This is a genomic window from Leclercia sp. 1548, from assembly GCF_050435045.1.
Lineage (GTDB): Bacteria > Pseudomonadota > Gammaproteobacteria > Enterobacterales > Enterobacteriaceae > Enterobacter > Enterobacter adecarboxylatus.
On record NZ_JBNDJP010000002.1, the window covers coordinates 201,183 to 220,938 of the forward strand.

Annotated in this window: 18 protein-coding genes; 14 read left to right on the forward strand and 4 right to left on the reverse strand. The window is 57.2% G+C overall.

Going from position 1 to position 19,756, the window contains the following annotated elements:
- Positions 1–283: 283 nt before the first annotated feature.
- Positions 284–1,036, forward strand: coding sequence for a phospholipid-binding lipoprotein MlaA (gene mlaA / locus ABIE02_RS06260; RefSeq protein ID WP_032612884.1), 753 nt, complete (start codon positions 284–286; stop codon positions 1,034–1,036).
- Positions 1,037–1,083: 47 nt separating this feature from the next.
- Here the strand turns inward: mlaA and fadL are convergent, their stop codons facing one another.
- Complete coding sequence (gene fadL / locus ABIE02_RS06265) at positions 1,084–2,406, reverse strand: long-chain fatty acid transporter FadL (RefSeq protein WP_163603158.1); 1,323 nt, start codon at positions 2,404–2,406, stop codon at positions 1,084–1,086.
- A 370-nt stretch (positions 2,407–2,776) separates the two neighbouring features.
- On the opposite strand from fadL, the gene ABIE02_RS06270 reads away from it, so the two are divergent.
- The 4 genes from ABIE02_RS06270 to sixA all read left to right on the forward strand — a co-directional run bounded on the left by ABIE02_RS06270 (position 2,777) and on the right by sixA (position 7,371).
- Positions 2,777–3,061 (forward strand): YfcZ/YiiS family protein, encoded by a 285-nt coding sequence (locus ABIE02_RS06270; RefSeq protein WP_032612881.1) that lies wholly within the window; start codon positions 2,777–2,779, stop codon positions 3,059–3,061.
- Positions 3,062–3,217: 156 nt separating this feature from the next.
- On the forward strand, positions 3,218–4,528 hold the full coding sequence (gene fadI, locus ABIE02_RS06275) for an acetyl-CoA C-acyltransferase FadI (RefSeq protein ID WP_077227439.1): 1,311 nt from the start codon (positions 3,218–3,220) through the stop codon (positions 4,526–4,528).
- Positions 4,528–6,675: a fatty acid oxidation complex subunit alpha FadJ gene (gene fadJ / locus ABIE02_RS06280; RefSeq protein WP_144836810.1), complete on the forward strand. Its 2,148-nt coding sequence runs from the start codon at positions 4,528–4,530 to the stop codon at positions 6,673–6,675. The genes fadI and fadJ overlap by 1 nt, the downstream gene beginning before the upstream one ends.
- A 210-nt stretch (positions 6,676–6,885) precedes the next feature.
- Positions 6,886–7,371 (forward strand): phosphohistidine phosphatase SixA, encoded by a 486-nt coding sequence (sixA, locus tag ABIE02_RS06285; RefSeq protein ID WP_032612875.1) that lies wholly within the window; start codon positions 6,886–6,888, stop codon positions 7,369–7,371.
- Positions 7,372–7,416: 45 nt separating this feature from the next.
- Here sixA and smrB read toward each other — a convergent pair whose 3' ends face one another.
- Complete coding sequence (smrB, locus tag ABIE02_RS06290) at positions 7,417–7,968, reverse strand: endonuclease SmrB (protein WP_032612873.1); 552 nt, start codon at positions 7,966–7,968, stop codon at positions 7,417–7,419.
- A gap of 157 nt (positions 7,969–8,125) precedes the next feature.
- Here smrB and prmB point away from each other — a divergent pair, with 157 nt between their 5' ends.
- The 6 genes from prmB to ABIE02_RS06320 all read left to right on the forward strand — a co-directional run bounded on the left by prmB (position 8,126) and on the right by ABIE02_RS06320 (position 12,695).
- On the forward strand, positions 8,126–9,058 hold the full coding sequence (gene prmB, locus ABIE02_RS06295; protein ID WP_032612871.1) for a 50S ribosomal protein L3 N(5)-glutamine methyltransferase: 933 nt from the start codon (positions 8,126–8,128) through the stop codon (positions 9,056–9,058).
- Between the two features lie 75 nt (positions 9,059–9,133).
- Positions 9,134–10,219 (forward strand): chorismate synthase, encoded by a 1,086-nt coding sequence (gene aroC, locus ABIE02_RS06300; RefSeq protein ID WP_032612869.1) that lies wholly within the window; start codon positions 9,134–9,136, stop codon positions 10,217–10,219.
- Between the two features lie 2 nt (positions 10,220–10,221).
- Entirely contained in the window at positions 10,222–11,046 is an 825-nt protein-coding gene (gene mepA, locus ABIE02_RS06305; protein WP_077227437.1) for a penicillin-insensitive murein endopeptidase, read from the forward strand.
- Positions 11,046–11,855 carry a sulfite exporter TauE/SafE family protein gene (locus tag ABIE02_RS06310; RefSeq protein ID WP_032612865.1) on the forward strand — a complete coding sequence of 270 codons (810 nt, stop codon included), beginning with the start codon at positions 11,046–11,048 and terminating at the stop codon, positions 11,853–11,855. Before mepA ends, ABIE02_RS06310 begins: the two co-directional genes overlap by 1 nt.
- Positions 11,855–12,400 carry an elongation factor P hydroxylase gene (locus ABIE02_RS06315; protein WP_336994459.1) on the forward strand — a complete coding sequence of 182 codons (546 nt, stop codon included), beginning with the start codon at positions 11,855–11,857 and terminating at the stop codon, positions 12,398–12,400. Before ABIE02_RS06310 ends, ABIE02_RS06315 begins: the two co-directional genes overlap by 1 nt.
- Positions 12,401–12,413: 13 nt before the next feature.
- Positions 12,414–12,695 (forward strand): YfcL family protein, encoded by a 282-nt coding sequence (locus ABIE02_RS06320; RefSeq protein ID WP_032612861.1) that lies wholly within the window; start codon positions 12,414–12,416, stop codon positions 12,693–12,695.
- Positions 12,696–12,791: 96 nt separating this feature from the next.
- Here the strand turns inward: ABIE02_RS06320 and mnmC are convergent, their stop codons facing one another.
- On the reverse strand, positions 12,792–14,795 hold the full coding sequence (gene mnmC / locus ABIE02_RS06325; protein WP_336994460.1) for a bifunctional tRNA (5-methylaminomethyl-2-thiouridine)(34)-methyltransferase MnmD/FAD-dependent 5-carboxymethylaminomethyl-2-thiouridine(34) oxidoreductase MnmC: 2,004 nt from the start codon (positions 14,793–14,795) through the stop codon (positions 12,792–12,794).
- Between the two features lie 158 nt (positions 14,796–14,953).
- On the opposite strand from mnmC, the gene fabB reads away from it, so the two are divergent.
- Positions 14,954–16,171, forward strand: coding sequence for a beta-ketoacyl-ACP synthase I (gene fabB, locus ABIE02_RS06330; RefSeq protein ID WP_032612857.1), 1,218 nt, complete (start codon positions 14,954–14,956; stop codon positions 16,169–16,171).
- A gap of 67 nt (positions 16,172–16,238) precedes the next feature.
- Complete coding sequence (locus tag ABIE02_RS06335; protein WP_077227435.1) at positions 16,239–17,417, forward strand: MFS transporter; 1,179 nt, start codon at positions 16,239–16,241, stop codon at positions 17,415–17,417.
- Between the two features lie 41 nt (positions 17,418–17,458).
- Here the strand turns inward: ABIE02_RS06335 and flk are convergent, their stop codons facing one another.
- A complete protein-coding gene (flk, locus tag ABIE02_RS06340; RefSeq protein WP_336994461.1) occupies positions 17,459–18,463 on the reverse strand; it encodes a flagella biosynthesis regulator Flk in 1,005 nt (334 codons plus the stop codon).
- A gap of 114 nt (positions 18,464–18,577) precedes the next feature.
- Here flk and pdxB point away from each other — a divergent pair, with 114 nt between their 5' ends.
- Positions 18,578–19,714, forward strand: a complete 1,137-nt coding sequence (gene pdxB / locus ABIE02_RS06345; RefSeq protein ID WP_336994462.1) for a 4-phosphoerythronate dehydrogenase PdxB — start codon at positions 18,578–18,580, stop codon at positions 19,712–19,714.
- Positions 19,715–19,756 lie beyond the last annotated feature (42 nt).

Genomic DNA, 19,756 nt, shown 5'->3' on the forward strand with positions numbered 1-19,756 from the left:
GCGTAGCGGTTTTTGTCTCAACGCCTGTGGGTAAGCTCTTAAATTCCTGTTATGGCAATAAACGCGATACATCCCCGGCAAAGGCCGTATAAAATTGCCAGCCTAACGAAAACGTAAAGCCAGGCTATTCTGAGATCATAAAAAGGGTGTTTTGTTGCCCCGATTTGTGGTCGTAGACATCAGTAAGCGTGCTGATACAATCACTTGCACATTTACAGACGGAGCGCGAAAGCGCCAGTACGGATGGCTTTTGGTGATAGCCATACTTAACAGGGAGAAAGATATGAAACTTCGGCTGTCGGTGGTTGCGCTGGGCACCACGTTGCTGATGGGCTGCGCCAGTTCTGGCGAGCAGCAGGGGCGCTCCGATCCTCTGGAAGGATTTAACCGCACCATGTACAACTTCAACTATAACGTGCTGGATCCGTATGTGGTACGTCCGGTTGCGGTGGCATGGCGTGATTATGTTCCGCAACCTGCCCGTAATGGCCTGAGCAACTTCACCAGCAACCTTGAAGAGCCAGCCGTGATGGCGAACTACTTCCTGCAGGGCAATCCCTATCAAGGCATGGTTCACTTCACGCGCTTCTTCCTGAACACCCTGTTAGGGATGGGCGGCTTTATTGACGTTGCCGGCATGGCGAATCCGAAACTGCAACGTGAGCAACCCCACCGTTTCGGGAGTACCCTGGGTCATTACAACGTGGGTTACGGCCCGTATGTTCATTTGCCGTTCTACGGTAGCTTCACCCTGCGTGAAGATGGGGGTGATGCGGTCGATACCCTCTATCCGGTGCTGTCGTGGCTCACCTGGCCGCTGTCGGTGGGTAAATGGACGCTGGAAGGGGTAGAGACGCGTGCACAGCTGCTGGATTCTGACGGCCTGCTGCGTCAGTCCTCCGATCCGTACCTTATGGTGCGTGAAGCGTACTTCCAGAACCATGACTTCATTGCTAACGGTGGCAAGCTGAAACCGGAAGACAACCCGAACGCGAAAGCGATCGAGAACGAACTCTCCGAGATTGATGCGGAATAAAAAAGAAAAGGTGAGCACGATGCTCACCTTTTTTTATCACTACGTGATTAGAACGCGTAGTTGAAGTTCATGCCATACAGCCAGGCTTTACCTTCAGAAGAGAACTCATACGGCCCTTCCTGGAACGTCACTTTCTGACCATGCATATACGAGACACCCGCATCAATTGAGGCGTCTTTGTTGAATGCATAGGTCGCACCGGCGCTCAGCCAGAAGCGATCCTGGTCCGGAATAGAGATAGAACGTTTGTCTGCCGGAACCGGGCTGTCATCGAAGGCAATACCGGTACGGAACGTCCAGTTATCATCCATATAGTAGGTGGTACCCAGCGCGATGCGGTAAGCGTCACGGAAGCTCTCATCTTTATAGAAAAGCGTATCACCGCCGCTGTTAGTGGCTTTCAGCTCCTGGAACTGGCTCCAGCTGGTGTAGGTCAGGCTATAGTGGACGGCCCATTGCGGCGCGACTCTGTTGTAGCCGGACAGTTCCCACATCTCAGGTAAATTCAGGGTCAGAGAACCGCCAGTGGTACGGCCATCCGTCCCCATTGGCAGACCAAAGTTGCCCAGAATCTGGTTGTAGGCGGAAGGCAGGCTGCTCTTATAGTCGCCATCGAAATCGATTTTTACTTCAGAACGGTAGGTCAAGCCATACCGGTTGTTTTTATCAATTTCATACAGAATACCGGCGTTCCAGCCAAAGCCCCACTCATCACCCTTCAGGTAGGCAATCTGGGTGTCTCCCGGGATCCCCGCAACCTGTCGCGCAAGAGCTGGAGGCAATCTGCCGGAGCCTGCGACGATGCGGCCCAGGTCACCCGCGTAGCGCTCAATTTTCGCTTTCGCATAGACAGCATCAAAGCCGGCACCGAAACTCCAGTGGTTATCCAGGCGATAAGCACCGCTCAGGTTCAGGTTGAGGGTTTCCAGGTCGGTTGTACCGCCGTAGGCCCCTGCTGCGTAGTTGTTATTAAACTCGGTCGCCAGTCCGTAGTTAGAGGTAACGGATGCGCCCCAGCCAAATTGTTCATTGATTGGCGCGACAAAGTGCAGATTTGGAACCCATGCCGTTGGCGCGATGTTATCTGAGTTCAGGCTTGCACCCGTTGGGGAGCGCCCGGTGATATCCACACCCGGGTCAACGAAAATGGCACCCGCGGAGAAGGTTGGACGATCAAACATCATGATCAGGGCAGGGTTACGGCTCGCGTTCCCTGCGTCATCAGCGATAGCACCTTCCCCGGAATAGGCACGGCCCAGGCCTGAGGAAGAAAACTCGTTTAACTGAAAGCCCGCTGACCAGGCGGAGGTGGAGACGATTGCCACTGCGATTGCGAGCGCAGTTTTTTTAAACAGGGTTTTCTGGCTCATGACCATAACCTCATTGAGTTATTTTTATTCAATATTTGTTACATAGAGTAACAGGAGCGCGAAGTGTAGGGTCTGTCGTAACACTTAGAAATCAGACCAGTGGCGAGAGTATAGGTCTGACCAGATAGAATGTTGCAAGTCTGTTTATTAATATTTACTGATATGTTTTTCGAAACGGGATCTGGTTGGCAAAATTGTGACCAGGTTGCTTCCTCCTAATGGGTGATTTTTGTTTTAGATCATTTTTACGTGTGATATTGCTCACTTACCCGTTTTTACGCCATTAACAACTGGAGCCACCCCCGGGCGGGGCGTAAAATATCAGCATTGTGTCTATTCGCGCCCTGCGCGACTACAGAGGAAATCTACTATGAGTAAATGCAGTGCTGATGAAACCCCGGTTTGCTGCTGTATGGATGTCGGTACCATCGTGGATAACACGGATTGCACCGCCTCTTACAGCCGTGAATTTGCCAGCCGTGCCGAAGCCGAAGAGACGCTGGCTGCGCTGACTGCCAAAGCCCGCGGCGTTGAGTCTGAACCTTGCGACATTTCTTCCACTTTCACCGAAGTGGACGGCGGGGTACGCCTGGATATCGACTTTGTGTTCAGCTGCGAAGCTGAGTCCCTGATTTTCCAGCTCGGTCTGCGTTAATTTCCCTTCAACGCCTCCTCTCCCGGAGGCGTTTCGTTTGCGCTCTGTGGCTTCGCTCGCAATTTTTCTTCTCCCCGATTGGCTAATGTAAAAATTTGGTTAAGACTGTTATCAGGTCAGACCACTTTGCGCATTTGTTATTCACAGGGGAGCGTTATGAGTCAGGCATTACCGCTAGTCACCCGTCAGGGTGATCGCATTGCCATTGTCAGTGGATTACGTACGCCATTTGCCCGTCAGGCGACGGCTTTTCATGGCATACCTGCAGTCGATCTGGGAAAAATGGTAGTGGGGGAGTTGCTGGCTCGCAGCGAAATACCTCCTGAGGTGATTGAGCAGCTGGTTTTTGGCCAGGTGGTACAAATGCCGGAAGCACCCAATATCGCCCGTGAAATCGTGCTGGGCACCGGGATGAATGTCCACACCGATGCCTACAGCGTCAGCCGCGCCTGTGCGACCAGCTTTCAGGCGGTGGCGAACGTCGCAGAAAGCCTGATGACGGGCACCATACGCGCCGGGATCGCCGGCGGCGCTGACTCGTCATCCGTTCTGCCGATTGGCGTCAGCAAAAAGCTCGCCCGCGTGCTGGTGGACGTTAACAAGGCCCGTACCACCGGGCAGCGTTTATCCCTCTTCTCGCGCCTGCGTCTGCGCGATCTGCTTCCCGTCCCGCCTGCCGTCGCGGAGTACTCAACCGGCCTGCGGATGGGCGATACCGCTGAACAGATGGCGAAGACCTATGGCATCACCCGCGAACAGCAGGATGCGCTGGCGCATCGCTCGCATCAACGCGCCGCCCAGGCCTGGGCGGAAGGCAAGCTGGCTGGAGAGGTGATGACCGCTTACACCCCGCCGTACCGCGAGCCATTAAGCGAAGACAATAATATCCGCGGCACCTCGACGCTGGCGGATTACGCCAAACTGCGTCCGGCATTCGACCGTAAGCACGGCACCGTAACCGCCGCCAACAGCACGCCGTTAACCGATGGGGCGGCGGCGGTGATCCTGATGACCGAATCGCGCGCCAGAGAGCTGGGCTTGATCCCGCTCGGCTATTTGCGCAGCTATGCCTTTACCGCCATTGATGTCTGGCAGGACATGCTGCTGGGGCCAGCCTGGTCCACGCCGCTGGCGCTGGAGCGTGCCGGACTGACGATGAACGACCTGACGCTTATCGACATGCACGAAGCCTTTGCCGCCCAGACTCTGGCTAACCTGCAACTGCTGGGTAGCGAACGCTTTGCCCGCGATGTGTTAGGCCGCACTCACGCCACAGGCGAAGTGGATGAAAGCAAATTTAACGTATTGGGTGGCTCCATTGCCTATGGCCACCCCTTCGCGGCAACCGGCGCGCGGATGATCACCCAGACGCTGCATGAGTTGCGCCGTCGCGGCGGCGGGTTTGGCCTGGTCACTGCCTGCGCGGCGGGTGGCCTGGGTGCCGCAATGGTTCTGGAGGCAGAATAATGGAGATGACAACGGCATTTACCCTGAATGTGCGGCTGGACAACGTGGCGGTGGTGACCATCGATGCGCCAGACGAAAAGATGAATACCCTGAAAGCAGAGTTTGGCGGCCAGGTCCGTGCGATCCTGAAGCAGGTCCGTGAAAACAAAACCCTTCGCGGGCTGGTGTTTATCTCGGCTAAACCGGACAACTTCATTGCCGGGGCCGATATCAACATGATTGCCCGCGCGAGCAGCGCGCAGGAAGCGGAGGCGCTGGCCCGTCAGGGACAGCAAATCATGGCCGAAATTCATGCCCTGCCGATCCCGGTGATTGCGGCGATCCACGGCGCTTGTCTTGGCGGGGGGCTGGAACTTGCCCTGGCCTGCCACGGGCGAATTTGTACTGACGACGCTAAAACGGTGCTGGGCCTGCCGGAAGTGCAGCTCGGCTTACTGCCCGGCTCGGGCGGCACCCAACGTCTGCCGCGGCTGGTGGGTGTCAGCACCGCGCTGGAGATGATCCTCACCGGCAAACAACTGCGCCCACGTCAGGCCCTGAAGGTCGGGCTGGTGGATGAGGTGGTTCCGCACGCCATCCTGCTGGAGGCTGCGGTGGCGTTAGCCCTGAAAGATAAACCGGTTGGTCGTCGCTTACCGGTGCGCGAGCGTGTGCTGGCAGGCCCGCTGGGACGCACGGTGCTGTTTAAAATGGTGGCGAACAAAACGGAACAAAAAACGCAGGGTAATTACCCGGCGGCAAAACGCATTCTTGAGGTTATCCATACCGGCCTGACGCAGGGCAGCAGTAGCGGCTATGCGGCTGAGGCCAAAGCCTTTGGCGAGCTGGCAATGACCCCGCAGTCACAGGCGCTGCGCAGCCTCTTTTTTGCCAGTACTGAGGTGAAAAAAGATCCCGGTAGCGAGGCAGAGCCAGCACCACTTGACGCTATCGGTGTGCTGGGTGGCGGACTGATGGGGGGCGGTATCGCCTTCGTCAGCGCCAGCAAAGGCAAATTACCGGTGCGAATCAAAGACATCAATCCGAAAGGCATCAACCACGCCCTGCAGTACAGCTGGCAGCTGCTTGATAAGAAGGTCAAACGCCGCCATATCAAAGCCAGTGAGCGCGATCGCGAACTGGCGCTGATCTCCGGTACGACGGATTACAGCGGATTCCGCCATCGCGACGTGGTAATTGAGGCGGTATTTGAAGATCTGGCCCTGAAACAGCAGATGGTGGCCGAGGTTGAAGCGCACTGCGCGCCGCACACCATCTTTGCTTCCAACACCTCATCGTTACCGATTGGCGATATTGCAGCGCAGGCTGCGCGTCCCGAACAGGTGATCGGGCTGCATTTCTTTAGCCCGGTAGAAAAAATGCCGCTGGTGGAGGTCATTCCTCACGCCAGTACCAGCCCGCAAACCGTTGCCACCATTGTAAAGCTGGCAAAAATGCAGGGTAAAACGCCGGTAGTGGTGGCTGATAAGGCCGGGTTCTATGTTAACCGCATTCTGGCACCTTATATCAATGAAGCGATGCGCCTGCTGACCGAAGGGGAAAAGGTGGATCACATTGATAATGCGCTGGTGAAATTTGGTTTCCCTGTTGGGCCAATCCAACTTTTGGATGAGGTGGGAATCGATACCGGCACTAAAATTATACCTGTGCTGGAAAGTGCTTACGGGGAACGATTTAGCGCGCCTGCAAATATTGTTTCTGCAATTTTGAATGACGATCGCAAAGGCAGAAAAAATGGACGCGGTTTCTATCTTTACGATGCGAAAGGGCGTAAAAGCAAGAAGCAAGTAGACCCGGCGATTTATGGGCTTATTAAACCTACTGGCGAAGGCAAACTGTCCGCGACGCAGTGCGCAGAGCGCTGCGTCATGATGATGCTCAACGAGGCGGCGCGCTGCTTTGATGAGCGGGTCATCAGAAACGCTCGCGACGGCGATATTGGCGCAGTGTTTGGCATAGGTTTTCCACCTTTCCTGGGTGGCCCGTTCCGCTATATGGATAGCGTGGGCGCGGGTGAAGTTGTTGCGATTTTACAACGACTGGCTGTGCAATATGGGCCACGGTTCACACCGTGTGACACATTATTGCAAATGGCGGATCAGGGGCTGCGATTTTGGCCAGCAAAAGAAACTGACCCTGTAAATTAAGGTCAAATAAGAGTAAATCCGCCGTTGAATGGGTAGGCGCTGTCTAAGTTGTAAACAGACATTGACTATACTTACGCCGTTGAGGTAAAAAACAGCGTTTCATTCAACGGATGGATCAGGCACAATGCCCGGCCATCGGGTTTTCTACCTCGTGATATGTTCACGCGGGGTGTTAACACCGGTGATCCTGGTCAACAAAAGCGGTGCAATATGCAAGTTTTTATCATGCGTCACGGTGACGCGGCACTCGATGCTGCCAGTGACTCTGTTCGTCCTCTGACGCCTTGCGGCTGTGACGAGTCCCGTCAAATGGCAACCTGGCTGAAAGGGCAAAAAGTGGATATTGAACGTGTCCTCGTCAGCCCGTTCCTGCGTGCTGAACAGACACTGGAAGTGGTAGGGGAGTGTATGAATCTGCCTGCCGGTGTCGATGTCCTGCCAGAGCTTACCCCTTGTGGCGATGTGGGTATGGTCAGCGCCTATCTTCAGGTGCTGAGCAATGAAGGTGTCGCCTCTGCGCTGGTGATTTCCCATCTGCCGTTAGTGGGCTACCTGGTGTCTGAACTCTGCCCGGGCGAAACGCCGCCGATGTTCAGTACGTCTGCCATTGCCAACGTCACCCTCGATGAAAAGGGTGTCGGCGTGTTCAACTGGCAAATGAGCCCCTGCAATCTGAAGATGGCGAAAGCAATCTGACGTAAACCCCATCCAGGCGGGTAGCCTTAGCCACCCGCCTGCCTGTCAGGGCAGCTCAGGCGGTTGCCACTCTTCCACTTCAATCAGCACCAGTAATGCGGCATCACCGCCGTACTCTTTGGGTGCCTGATGAAAAGCCATCACGTGTGGGTGTTGAGCAAGCCACAACGGGGTTTGCTGCTTAAGAATGTGCTTTCCGTGGCCGTGCATCACACAGGCGCAAAAGACATGTTCCCGGCGGCAGGCGGCAATCAGCGCGCCCAGTTCCTGTTTGGCCTGCATCTGGGTTAACCCGTGCAGATCGAGAAACAGCTCCGGCGAATAATCCCCACGACGCAATTTTTTCAGCTCGAAATGGCTCACATCCGAACGCACATACTTCACTGCGCCCTCGGTGTTGAGCAGCGGCTGAAACTCATCGGAAAAATAGTGGCTGGCGTCGGCCTGCTCCTGTATCAACCGTTTTACCGGCACTTCGCTCACTTTTTTGCGTAACGGAGGGTGGACGATGGTGTCCTGTTTGATTTTACGCGTGCCGGTCATCAGCTGACGAAACAGCGTTTGATCCTCCTCGCTCAGCGATGTTTTCTTTTTCATGGGTCCGTCTCATCTCTTATTTCCGACAGTGTACCTGACTCGCCGCGCGGCAAAACGCATTTTTTACCCCCAAGCCGTTAGCGACAGTGCTGATTTATCGCCGTCTTCGTGGCACACTAGCCGCCGAAAATTTAGCGAGCATGCCCTGGAGAACATAGTGGATAAAATTTTTGTCGATGAAGCGGTGAATGAGCTGCAAACCATTCAGGACATGTTGCGTTGGGCGGTCAGCCGTTTCAGCGCGGCCAATATCTGGTACGGTCACGGTACCGACAACCCGTGGGATGAGGCGGTGCAGCTGGTGCTGCCGTCTCTCTATCTGCCTCTGGATATCCCGGAAGATATGCGTTCGGCGCGCCTGACGTCCAGCGAGAAACACCGCATCGTTGAGCGTGTGATCCGTCGCGTTAACGAACGTATCCCGGTGGCTTACCTCACCAATAAAGCCTGGTTCTGCGGGCATGAGTTCTTTGTCGATGAACGCGTGCTGGTGCCGCGCTCGCCGATCGGTGAGCTTATCAATAACCAGTTTGCCGGTCTGATTGATCATCAGCCAGAGCACATTCTGGATATGTGTACTGGCAGCGCCTGCATCGCCATTGCCTGCGCCTACGCCTTCCCGGAAGCAGAAGTGGATGCCGTGGATATCTCCCCTGATGCGCTGGCGGTAGCGGAGCACAATATTGAAGAGCACGGTCTGATCCATCACGTTACGCCGATCCGTTCCGATCTGTTCCGCGACCTGCCGAAAGTGCAGTACGACCTGATTGTGACCAATCCGCCATACGTTGACGCAGAAGATATGTCCGACCTGCCGAACGAATATCGCCATGAACCTGAACTCGGTCTGGCGTCCGGCTCTGATGGTCTGAAGCTGACCCGCCGTATCCTCGCCTGCGCGCCGGATTATCTGACTGATGACGGCATTCTCATTTGTGAAGTGGGTAACAGCATGGTACATCTGATGGAGCAATACCCGGATGTGCCGTTCACCTGGCTCGAGTTCGACAACGGTGGCGACGGCGTCTTCATGCTGACCAAAGCGCAGCTTCTCGCCGCGCGTGAATACTTCAGCATCTATAAAGATTAATCCAACGGGCTTCGGCCCGTTTCACATTGCGCAAACACAGAAAGCTCAACACAGAACAACGAAAACGGAGCCGTGATGGCAGGAAACAGTATTGGACAATTATTTCGCGTGACCACCTTTGGTGAGTCGCATGGTCTGGCGCTGGGTTGCATCGTTGATGGCGTACCGCCAGGCATCGAACTGACCGAAGCCGATTTACAACACGATCTCGACAGACGTCGCCCAGGGACATCGCGCTATACCACCCAACGCCGCGAGCCGGATCAAGTCAAAATCCTGTCAGGCGTCTTTGAAGGACGCACCACCGGCACCAGCATTGGTCTGCTGATTGAGAACACCGATCAACGTTCGCAGGACTACGGCGCCATCAAGGACGTGTTCCGTCCGGGGCACGCGGATTACACCTACGAGCAAAAATACGGTTTTCGTGACTACCGCGGCGGCGGACGCTCCTCCGCCCGCGAAACCGCCATGCGTGTCGCCGCTGGCGCGATTGCCAAAAAATATCTGGCGCAGAAGTTTGGCATCGTTATTCGCGGCTGTCTGAGCCAGATGGGTGACATTCCGCTGGCGATTAACGACTGGGATCAGGTTGAACAGAACCCGTTCTTCTGCGCAGATGCGTCGAAGCTGGAAGCGCTGGACGAACTGATGCGTGGCCTGAAGAAAGAGGGCGATTCCATCGGGGCTAAAGTCACGGTCGTGGCCGATGGCGTGCCGCCAGGCTGGGGTGAGCCGGTCTTCGACCGCCTGGATGCTGACATCGCCCATGCAATGATGAGCATCAACGCGGTAAAAGGCGTCGAAATTGGCGACGGTTTTGGCGTTGTGGCGCTGCGGGGCAGCGAGAACCGCGACGAAATAACAAAAGACGGCTTCCAGAGCAACCACGCGGGCGGCGTGCTCGGCGGCATCAGCAGCGGGCAGCAAATTGTCGCCCACATCGCGCTGAAACCGACCTCCAGCATTACCGTGCCGGGGCGCACCCTTAACCGCGCGGGCGAAGAAGTCGAGATGATCACCAAAGGGCGTCACGATCCTTGCGTTGGGATCCGCGCGGTGCCGATCGCAGAAGCGATGCTGGCGATCGTGCTGATGGATCACTTCCTGCGTCAGCGCGCGCAGAATGCGGATGTGACGACTCCTCTTCCACGCTGGTAACCATGAAAAAAACCGCAATTGCTCTGCTGGCGCTGCTTGCCAGCGGCGCCTCGCTGGCGGCAACGCCATGGCAGAAAATCACCCACCCGATAGCGGGGAGCGCCCAGTCGATTGGCGCGTTTTCCAATGGCTGTATCGTCGGTGCCCAGGCGCTGCCGCTGCAATCTGACACCTTTCAGGTGATGCGTACCGATCAGCGCCGTTACTTTGGCCATCCGGATCTGGTGCTGTTTATTCAGCGGCTGGGTAATCAGGTACATAACCTGGGGCTGGGCACAATGCTGATTGGCGATATGGGGATGCCTGCCGGAGGGCGTTTCAACGGCGGTCATGCCAGCCATCAGACCGGGCTGGATGTAGATATCTTCCTCCAGCTGCCGAAAACGCGCTGGTCATCTTCCCAGTTGCTGAAGCCACAGGCGCTCGATCTGGTCGCCAGCGACGGTAAGCGTGTGGTGCCGTCGCGCTGGTCGCAGGAGGTCTCCAGCATGATTAAGCTGGCGGCGGAAGATAACGACGTGACGCGCATTTTCGTCAACCCGGCCATCAAGCAGCAACTCTGCCAGGATGCCGGAACCGACCGCGACTGGCTGCGTAAAGTGCGACCGTGGTTCCAGCACCGCGCGCATATGCACGTGCGCCTGCGTTGCCCGGCGAACAGCCTCGAGTGTGAAGACCAACCGTTACCGCCGCCAGGCGATGGCTGCGGCGCGGAATTACAAAGCTGGTTTGAGCCAGCGAAACCTGGAACCACCAAGCCTGAGAAGAAGACACCGCCTCCGTTGCCGCCTTCCTGCCAGGCGCTACTGGATGAGCATGCCCTGTGATGGACCAATTTATTGAGTTGTTTATGGTGTCGCCACTGCTGCTGGCGGGGCTGTTTTTTATCGCCATGCTGGCCGGATTTATTGACGCCCTGGCCGGCGGCGGTGGGCTGCTGACCGTTCCGGCCCTGCTGGCGGCGGGGATGAGCCCGGCGCAGGCGCTGGCAACCAACAAGCTGCAAGCCTGCGGGGGCTCCTTATCCGCGTCGATCTATTTTATCCGCCGCAAGGTGGTGAGCCTTGCCGATCAGAAGCTCAATATCCTGATGACCTTTATCGGGTCCACCAGTGGTGCGCTGCTGGTTCAGCACGTGCAGTCCGACGTGTTGCGCCAGATTTTGCCGATCCTCGTGATTTGTATTGGTCTCTACTTTTTGCTGATGCCAAAACTCGGGGAGGAGGACCGGCAGCGTCGTCTGCACGGATTGCCGTTTGCCCTGATCGCCGGGGGCTGCGTCGGCTTCTATGACGGCTTTTTCGGCCCCGGCGCCGGGTCGTTTTACGCTCTGGCCTTTGTAACGCTGGCCGGTTTTAATCTTGCCAAATCCACCGCGCACGCCAAGGTGCTGAACGCCACTTCTAACCTGGGTGGCCTGCTGCTGTTTATCATCGGCGGGAAGGTGATCTGGGCAACCGGCTTTGTGATGATGGTCGGACAGTTTCTGGGCGCACGGGTTGGATCGCGCCTGGTATTAAGCAAAGGGCAACAGCTCATCCGTCCGATGATTGTCATTGTCTCGGCCGTCATGAGTGCCAAACTTCTTTATGACAGCCACGGACAGGAGATCCTCCACTGGTTGGGGATGAACTAATGAACAGTACGCATAAATATGAACAGCTGATTGAGATTTTCGACAGCTGCTTTGCCGATGATTTTAATACCCGTCTGATTAAAGGCGACGACGAACCGATCTATCTTCCAGCAGATGCCGAACTTCCGTATAACCGTATCGTGTTCGCACATGGCTTTTATGCCAGCGGTTTGCATGAAATATCGCACTGGTGTATTGCAGGAAAAGCACGTCGCGAGCTGGTGGACTTTGGCTACTGGTACTGCCCGGACGGACGTGACGCCGCGACCCAGGGGCAGTTTGAAGATGTCGAAGTGAAACCCCAGGCGCTGGAGTGGTTGTTCTGCGTGGCGGCAGGATTCCCGTTCAACGTCAGCTGTGACAACCTCGAAGGCGACTTCGAGCCAGACCGTATTGTCTTCCAGCGCCGCGTTCACGCGCAGGTGATGGACTACCTTGAGAAAGGCATCCCGGAACGTCCGGCGCGCTTGATCAAGGCTTTACAGAATTATTACTACACGCCGGAGATCACGGCGGAATGCTTCCCGTGGCCGGAAGATCTTTAATAGAGGAAAGAAGATGATCGCAGAGTTTGAATCACGCATTCTGGCGTTAATTGATGACATGGTAGAACACGCCAGTGACGATGAGCTGTTCGCCAGCGGTTATCTGCGTGGGCACCTGACGCTGGCTGTTGCCGAGCTGGAAGCCGGGGATGACCATTCACCCGCAGCGGTACACGCTGAAGTGGCCCGCAGCCTGGAAAAAGCCATTCTGGCAGGCGAACTCTCCCCACGCGACCAGTCGCTTGTGCTGGGAATGTGGGAAACCCTGTTTCAGAAAGCCAGCCTGACGTCATAAGTTAGCGTCAGGAGAGGTAGCCGGGCAAGCGAAAGCGCCGCCCGGCGCGCGAATGGCTCCACAGCCAGACGCCCGGTGGCGCCACGTTTGCCGGGCTTAGGATTTTACCCTTTTCCCCTTAAGCAACTTCCTCACCCATAATCGATTCGGATTCAGCGCTGCCAGCGTCGCGGCATCCAGCGGGATCGGCTCATGGCTCATTTGCGCGGCAAGGATTTCAGCCGTCAGCGGGGCTGTACAAAGCCCGCGTGAACCCAGCCCGCCCAGCATAAACAGATTACGATACTCCGGGGCACTCACCGCCTGATCTTTATTGGCGGCTAAATCCTGATACGCCGACAGGGTAGCGTCATAGTCCGGCACTGTCCCGGTCATCGGCAGGTGGTCGCGGGTGGCGCAGCGAATGCCGTTGCGTGCCTCTCCGGCGCTGACATCCACCTCACGCGCCCATGCTGCCTGGGGGAAGCAGTCGAGCAGCCGCTGGCGATTATGCTGCTGATCCTCGTCGCTATACTGCGGCTCCGTCTGCCCACGATGGTAACTTGCGCCGATACAGTGCTGCCCGTTAGCCGGGTTTTGCGGAGTCAGATATCCGTCGTAGCAGAGGACCTGACGCAGTAGGCTCAAATGCGGCGCCGCCGGGATATGGCTCACCTGACCGCCTACCGGATAGACCGGCAACTGTGCGGTCTGGCTGAACTCGCTAATGCCATGCCCGTTCGCCAGCACCACGCTGCCGTGCTGCGCGGGCTCACCGTCGTCAAACTGCAGCGACCAGTGCGCCCCGGTCTGCGCCAGCGACGTCACCTTGCGGCCATATTGCACCTGCAGGCCGAGCGTTTGTGCCAGGGTGATGACCGCCGCGGTAAGCTGTGCCGGGCATAGCCAGCCGCCGAGCGGATACTGGATCCCGCCGCAGCCGGTCGGTACGCCGATACTCTCTTCTACCTGTTCGGCGTTAACCGCAACGGCGATCTGCTCGGGCAGGCCCAGGGCGAGCATGTGGTTAATTTTCTGCTGACTCTTTTCATCCCAGCCAAGCTGAGTCACGCCGCACCAGTCATGATCAAACGCGACCGGCAGGGCATCGTATAAACGACGAGCGAAGGTAAACGCCGTCGGGAAAAACTGGCTCAGCGCCGCGTCGTGGGCGCTCAGCAAAGGATAAAGCGCCCCCTGGCGATTGCCGGAAGCCCCCGTTGCCGGAGCCTCATCGGCGCAGTAGAGCGTCACCTGCCAGCCACGGCGTAGCAGCGCCAGCGACAGCAGGGCGCTGGCAATCCCGCCGCCAACCACAGCGGTTTCCCGCCCATCGCTGGCGGTGCGGGCAAACCACGGCGTGCGGGCAGGGGAAGGGTGATTTTGCTCCATCACCCCAATGAGCATTTCGCGCTTGCGGCCAAAGCCTTTGGTTTTTTGCACGGTGAAGCCCGCATCCTGCAGACCACGGCGCACAAACCCGGCACAGGTAAAAGTGGCGAGCGTCGCCCCAGGGCGCGCCAGGCGGGCCATCGCGGCAAACAGCTGCGGACTCCACATATCCGGGTTTTTGGACGGCGCAAACCCGTCGAGGAACCAGGCATCAACCTGCTGGTTGAGCGAGTCATCAAGCTTGTCAGTCAGCTCGTTAATATCACCGAGCCAGATATCGAGGGTCACTCGCCCGACGTCCAGCAGAAGACGATGGCAGCCCGCGATGGGCAGTGGCCACTGGGCCTGAAGCTGCTCTGCCCAGGGCGCTAATTCAGGCCAGTGCTGGTGCGCCAGACGCAAATCTTCGGCGGACAGCGGGAATTTCTCAAAACTGATGAAATGTAACCTTTGCAGCGTAGCGTCAGGGTGAGCGGCGCGGAAGCGATCGAAGGCTTGCCAGAGAGTGAGAAAATTCAACCCGGTGCCAAATCCGCTCTCCGCCACCACAAACAGACTGCGGGGATGATGAGGAAAACGGGAATTCAACTGGTTTCCGTCGAGGAAAACATAACGTGTCTCCTCCAGTCCGTTATCATTAGAGAAGTAGACATCATCAAAATCTCGGGAAACAGGTGTACCCTCAGCGTTGAATTCGAGGTTGGCAGGTTGTATGGCGTTTTGTTTCACGTAAGTTACTCGTCTGACAGGCTGTGCCGCGATCTTAACGATGTGCGTCTGTCGGTGCAAATTTCCGCAGAAATTGGCTGATCGGACTTGTTCGGCGTACAAGTGTACGCTATTGTGCGACTCGAAACTTAAAATAGTGCGACTTACAGAGGTATTGAATGAAACGTGCAGTGATTACTGGCTTGGGCATCGTTTCCAGCATCGGTAATAACCAGCAGGAAGTCCTGGCATCTCTGCGTGAAGGACGCTCCGGGATCACCTTCTCTGAAGAGTTTAAAGATTCTGGCATGCGTAGCCACGTATGGGGTAATGTCAAACTGGACACCACGGGCATGATCGATCGCAAAGTGGTCCGTTTCATGAACGATGCCTCTATCTACGCCTACCTCTCCATGCAGGAAGCGATTGCTGATGCAGGCCTGAGCGAAGAGGTTTACCAGAACAATCCACGTGTGGGCCTGATTGCTGGCTCCGGTGGCTCATCAAAAGCTCAGGTCTTCGGTGCCGACGCCATGCGTAGCCCGCGCGGCCTGAAAGCGGTGGGTCCATACGTTGTGACCAAGGCGATGGGTTCAGCGGTTTCCGCCTGCCTCGCAACGCCGTTCAAAATTCATGGCGTAAACTACTCCATCAGCTCTGCTTGTGCCACCTCTGCACACTGTATCGGTAACGCGGTAGAGCAGATCCAACTGGGCAAACAGGACATCGTCTTTGCTGGCGGCGGCGAAGAGCTGGGCTGGGAAATGGCCTGTGAGTTCGACGCGATGGGCGCACTGTCTACCAAATACAACGAAACCCCAGAAAAAGCCTCCCGTACCTATGATGCAAGCCGTGACGGCTTCGTTATCGCAGGCGGCGGCGGTATGGTTGTGGTTGAAGAGCTGGAACACGCTCTGGCCCGTGGCGCACACATCTACGCTGAGATCGTTGGCTACGGTGCAACTTCCGATGGCGCTGACATGGTTGCCCCATCAGGTGAAGGCGCAGTGCGCTGCATGAAGATGGCGATGCACGGTCTGGATACCCCAATCGACTATCTGAACTCCCACGGCACCTCTACGCCGGTAGGCGACGTAAAAGAGCTGGGTGCAATCCGCGAAGTGTTCGGCGACAACAGCCCGGCCATCTCCGCGACCAAAGCCATGACCGGTCACTCTCTGGGCGCCGCTGGCGTGCAGGAAGCCATTTACTCTCTGCTGATGCTGGAACACGGCTTCATCGCCCCAAGCATCAACGTGGAAGAGCTGGACGAGCAAGCTGCTGGCCTGAATATCGTTACCGCGACCACCGAGCGTGAGCTGAACACCGTGATGTCCAACAGCTTCGGTTTCGGCGGCACCAACGCCACACTGGTCATGCGTAAGCTGAAAGCATAAGCGTTTGAATGTATAGTAGAAGGGAGCCTCTGGCTCCCTTTTTTTATGCCTGAACATGGAGTTATGCATGACGGCCATCACCTCAGATAAAAACGCCTCCTCCGGGAATACCTCGCTGTTCCGTATCGCCTTTGCGGTATTTCTGACCTATATGACCGTTGGTCTGCCGTTGCCGGTGATCCCGCTGTTTGTTCACCAGGAGCTGGGCTATGGCAATACCATGGTTGGTATCGCCGTGGGCATTCAGTTTTTAGCGACGGTATTAACCCGCGGCTATGCCGGGCGTCTGGCGGATCAGCACGGGGCAAAACGCTCGGCGCTGCAGGGCATGTTCGCTTGCGGGCTGGCGGGCGGCGCATGGCTACTGGCCGCGCTGCTGCCGGTAGAGGCTGCGTATAAATTCGCGCTGCTGGTGGTGGGGCGCTTGATTCTCGGTTTTGGAGAAAGTCAGCTGTTGACCGGCACCCTGACCTGGGGAATGGGGCTGGTAGGGCCTGCACGCTCCGGCAAAGTCATGTCCTGGAACGGGATGGCCATCTATGGTGCGCTGGCCGCTGGCGCACCGCTGGGTCTGTTAATTAATAGCCAGTTTGGTTTTGCGGCCCTGGCCGCTACCACGATGGTATTGCCGTTGCTGGCATGGGCGTTTAACGGTTCGGTACGTAAAGTGCCGGCTCATAAAGGTGAGCGTCCTTCCCTGTGGAGCGTCGTGGGGCAAATCTGGCAGCCAGGTCTGGGCCTGGCATTGCAGGGGGTAGGCTTTGCGGTGATCGGGACTTTCGTCTCGCTGTACTTTATGAGCCGTGGCTGGGCGATGGCAGGTTTTACGCTTACCGCCTTTGGCGGCGCGTTTGTCCTGATGCGGGTGTTGTTCGGCTGGATGCCGGATCGTTATGGTGGAGTGAAGGTGGCAGTGGCGTCGCTGGTGATTGAAACCATTGGCCTGGTGCTGCTCTGGCAGGCACCAACCGCGCCGGTGGCACTGCTTGGCGCGGCCCTGACCGGCTGCGGCTGCTCGCTGATCTTCCCGGCATTGGGTGTCGAAGTCGTGAAGCGTGTTGCCCCACAGGTGCGCGGCACGGCACTCGGCGGCTATGCGGCGTTTCAGGATATCTCATACGGCGTAACCGGGCCGCTGGCGGGGTTGTTAGCCACGTCGTTTGGCTATCCGTCGGTATTTCTGGCCGGGGCGGTGTCGGCGGTGGTGGGGATTGTGGTGACGCTGGTGGCGTTTCGTAAGGCGTAACAGCTTGCTGCCCGGTAGCGTAGCGCCACCGGGCGATAACATCACATCACCAGCAAGAAAATCGCCAGCGCAATAATCAACGCAATAAACATCAACCCAGGACGGGCAGAAAGGGTTTTAAACGTTTCCACGACCGGGGCAAACAGCGGACTGTAGATCGGCTGGATATTGCGCACTTCAATCGTGCCATTTTCACGCTCGGTACGGCGGGTAAAGATCACGTTCAGCAGCTCCTGAACCTGGGCGGTCGTCAGCACCGTCTGCGGCGTCGCCTGCCAGTTCTGCTGAGCATAGTCCTGAATGTTGTTCCACTCCTGGGGTTCCAGCGGCTGTTTCAGCGCCGCCTGCAGAGTATGCAGCGTTGGCGCGCTTTGGGTGCTCAGTGTCTGGCGCGCCTGCAGCCAGGTGGCAAGATTAGTAAACTGTCTGGCCGGTATTAACTCACCCACTTTCACTCCCGACAACTCCAGCATCGACTGCCAGATCAGCTTGGTCGGCTCGCCCGTGGCAGCGGCAAGCCGGGTGACCATCTGCTTAAGCGTATTATGTTCGGCAGGCAGCAACGGGCGTTCGGTAGCCGGACGTTGCTGCGGCTGCGGAATGGTGAGCTGGTTATTTTGCAGCAGCGTCAGCACCGTTTTGAGCTGGTCAGGCGTCAGCTGGTGGAGCGCCGTGTGACCATACTGCTGGCGAATAAAATCGCTGACCGCCTGGCGGTTATTCCCCTGGCTTAACAGCTCCGTCAGCTGCGAGACCCTCTGCCGGGTAGTGTGGTTTTGCTGAGCGGTGTCCAGGCGCTGGTTCAGGTTTTGCTCTGCAGCAGGGAAGTGGCGCGACAGCATGGGGGCATCACTCTTCAGGCCCAGATCGTGTTTGACCCCGGCCCACACTTCCGCATTCTGCTGCGACGTCAGGGCAATCAGCCGGGTAATCAGGCGCTCCAGAACGGTGCGCTGCTGTGTGGAGAGGGGCTGTTCGCCTGCGACATGAGACGGACGCGGGCCGTCACCCGGAGGTTGCGGCGGCGTACCTGAAATGGGCTGCATCGTTAAAAAAATCCTTAAAGTCGTTACTCAGCGTAAACCAGGTTACGTATATGCCTGGCGGCCAGATTATGGCACACTTGACCGGTTAACTTCCTCTCAAACAGGTACTCAGACGTGAAAATCCTCGTTGATGAAAATATGCCTTACGCCCGCGAGCTTTTTAGCCGCCTGGGTGAGGTTAAGGCCGTTCCCGGACGCCCGATCCCGGTCGCAGAGCTGGACGATGCCGACGCCCTGATGGTGCGCTCAGTGACCAAAGTGAATGAGGCGCTGTTATCTGGCAAAGCGGTGAAGTTTGTCGGGACGGCAACCGCGGGAACCGATCATGTGGATGACGCGTGGCTGAAGCAGGCGGGGATCGGTTTTTCCGCCGCGCCGGGCTGTAATGCCATTGCGGTCGTGGAGTATGTTTTCTCTTCCCTGCTGATGCTGGCCGAGCGTGACGGGTTTAGCCTGGCCGATCGTACCGTCGGCATTGTCGGGGTTGGTAACGTCGGCAGCCGCCTGCAAAAACGCCTTGAGGCGTTAGGCATCCGCACGCTGCTGTGCGATCCTCCCCGCGCCGACCGTGGCGATGAGGGCGATTTCCACAGCCTGGACGAGCTGGTGGCCGAATGTGACGTGCTCACCTTCCATACGCCACTGTTTAAAGATGGGCCTTATAAATCCCTGCATCTGGCCGATGAGGCGCTCATCAGCCGCCTGAAGCCGGGCACCATTCTGATCAACGCCTGTCGTGGTCCGGTGGTAGACAACGCGGCCCTGCTCAAGCGTCTTGAAGCCGGTCAGGCGCTTAGCGTAGTGCTGGACGTCTGGGAGCCGGAGCCGGATCTCAACGTGGATCTGCTGAATAAAGTGGATATTGGCACCGCGCACATTGCGGGCTACACCCTGGAAGGCAAAGCGCGCGGCACCACCCAGGTGTTCGAAGCTTACAGCACCTTTATTGGTAAATCGCAGCAGGTGGCGCTGGATACTCTGCTTCCGACGCCGGAATTTGGCCGCATTACCCTGCATGGCCCGCTGGATCAGGCAACGCTGAAAAGGCTAGTGCATTTAGTGTATGATGTGCGCCGCGATGACGCGCTGCTGCGAAAAGTGGCGGGTATGCCGGGTGAATTCGACAAGCTGCGCAAGCATTATGTGGAGCGCCGCGAATGGTCTTCCCTCTATGTGATGTGTGATGACGCTGCGGCGGCATCACTGCTGCATAAGCTGGGGTTCAACGCCACTCATCATCCGGTTCGTTAATGTCTTCTTAATGCTCCCTGGCGGATAACCCGCCGGGGACGC

What these genes read in the sequence shown, in the direction of transcription:
- ABIE02_RS06335 (WP_077227435.1), top strand. Translation starts at nt 16,239, where the DNA reads ATGACGGCCATCACCTCAGATAAAAACGCCTCCTCCGGGAATACCTCG.
- flk (WP_336994461.1), bottom strand. Translation starts at nt 18,463, where the DNA reads ATGCAGCCCATTTCAGGTACGCCGCCGCAACCTCCGGGTGACGGCCCG.
- fadI (WP_077227439.1), top strand. Translation starts at nt 3,218, where the DNA reads ATGAGTCAGGCATTACCGCTAGTCACCCGTCAGGGTGATCGCATTGCC.
- fabB (WP_032612857.1), top strand. Translation starts at nt 14,954, where the DNA reads ATGAAACGTGCAGTGATTACTGGCTTGGGCATCGTTTCCAGCATCGGT.
- ABIE02_RS06320 (WP_032612861.1), top strand. Translation starts at nt 12,414, where the DNA reads ATGATCGCAGAGTTTGAATCACGCATTCTGGCGTTAATTGATGACATG.
- smrB (WP_032612873.1), bottom strand. Translation starts at nt 7,968, where the DNA reads ATGAAAAAGAAAACATCGCTGAGCGAGGAGGATCAAACGCTGTTTCGT.
- sixA (WP_032612875.1), top strand. Translation starts at nt 6,886, where the DNA reads ATGCAAGTTTTTATCATGCGTCACGGTGACGCGGCACTCGATGCTGCC.
- fadJ (WP_144836810.1), top strand. Translation starts at nt 4,528, where the DNA reads ATGGAGATGACAACGGCATTTACCCTGAATGTGCGGCTGGACAACGTG.
- ABIE02_RS06310 (WP_032612865.1), top strand. Translation starts at nt 11,046, where the DNA reads ATGGACCAATTTATTGAGTTGTTTATGGTGTCGCCACTGCTGCTGGCG.
- mepA (WP_077227437.1), top strand. Translation starts at nt 10,222, where the DNA reads ATGAAAAAAACCGCAATTGCTCTGCTGGCGCTGCTTGCCAGCGGCGCC.
- aroC (WP_032612869.1), top strand. Translation starts at nt 9,134, where the DNA reads ATGGCAGGAAACAGTATTGGACAATTATTTCGCGTGACCACCTTTGGT.
- ABIE02_RS06315 (WP_336994459.1), top strand. Translation starts at nt 11,855, where the DNA reads ATGAACAGTACGCATAAATATGAACAGCTGATTGAGATTTTCGACAGC.
- ABIE02_RS06270 (WP_032612881.1), top strand. Translation starts at nt 2,777, where the DNA reads ATGAGTAAATGCAGTGCTGATGAAACCCCGGTTTGCTGCTGTATGGAT.
- mlaA (WP_032612884.1), top strand. Translation starts at nt 284, where the DNA reads ATGAAACTTCGGCTGTCGGTGGTTGCGCTGGGCACCACGTTGCTGATG.
- fadL (WP_163603158.1), bottom strand. Translation starts at nt 2,406, where the DNA reads ATGAGCCAGAAAACCCTGTTTAAAAAAACTGCGCTCGCAATCGCAGTG.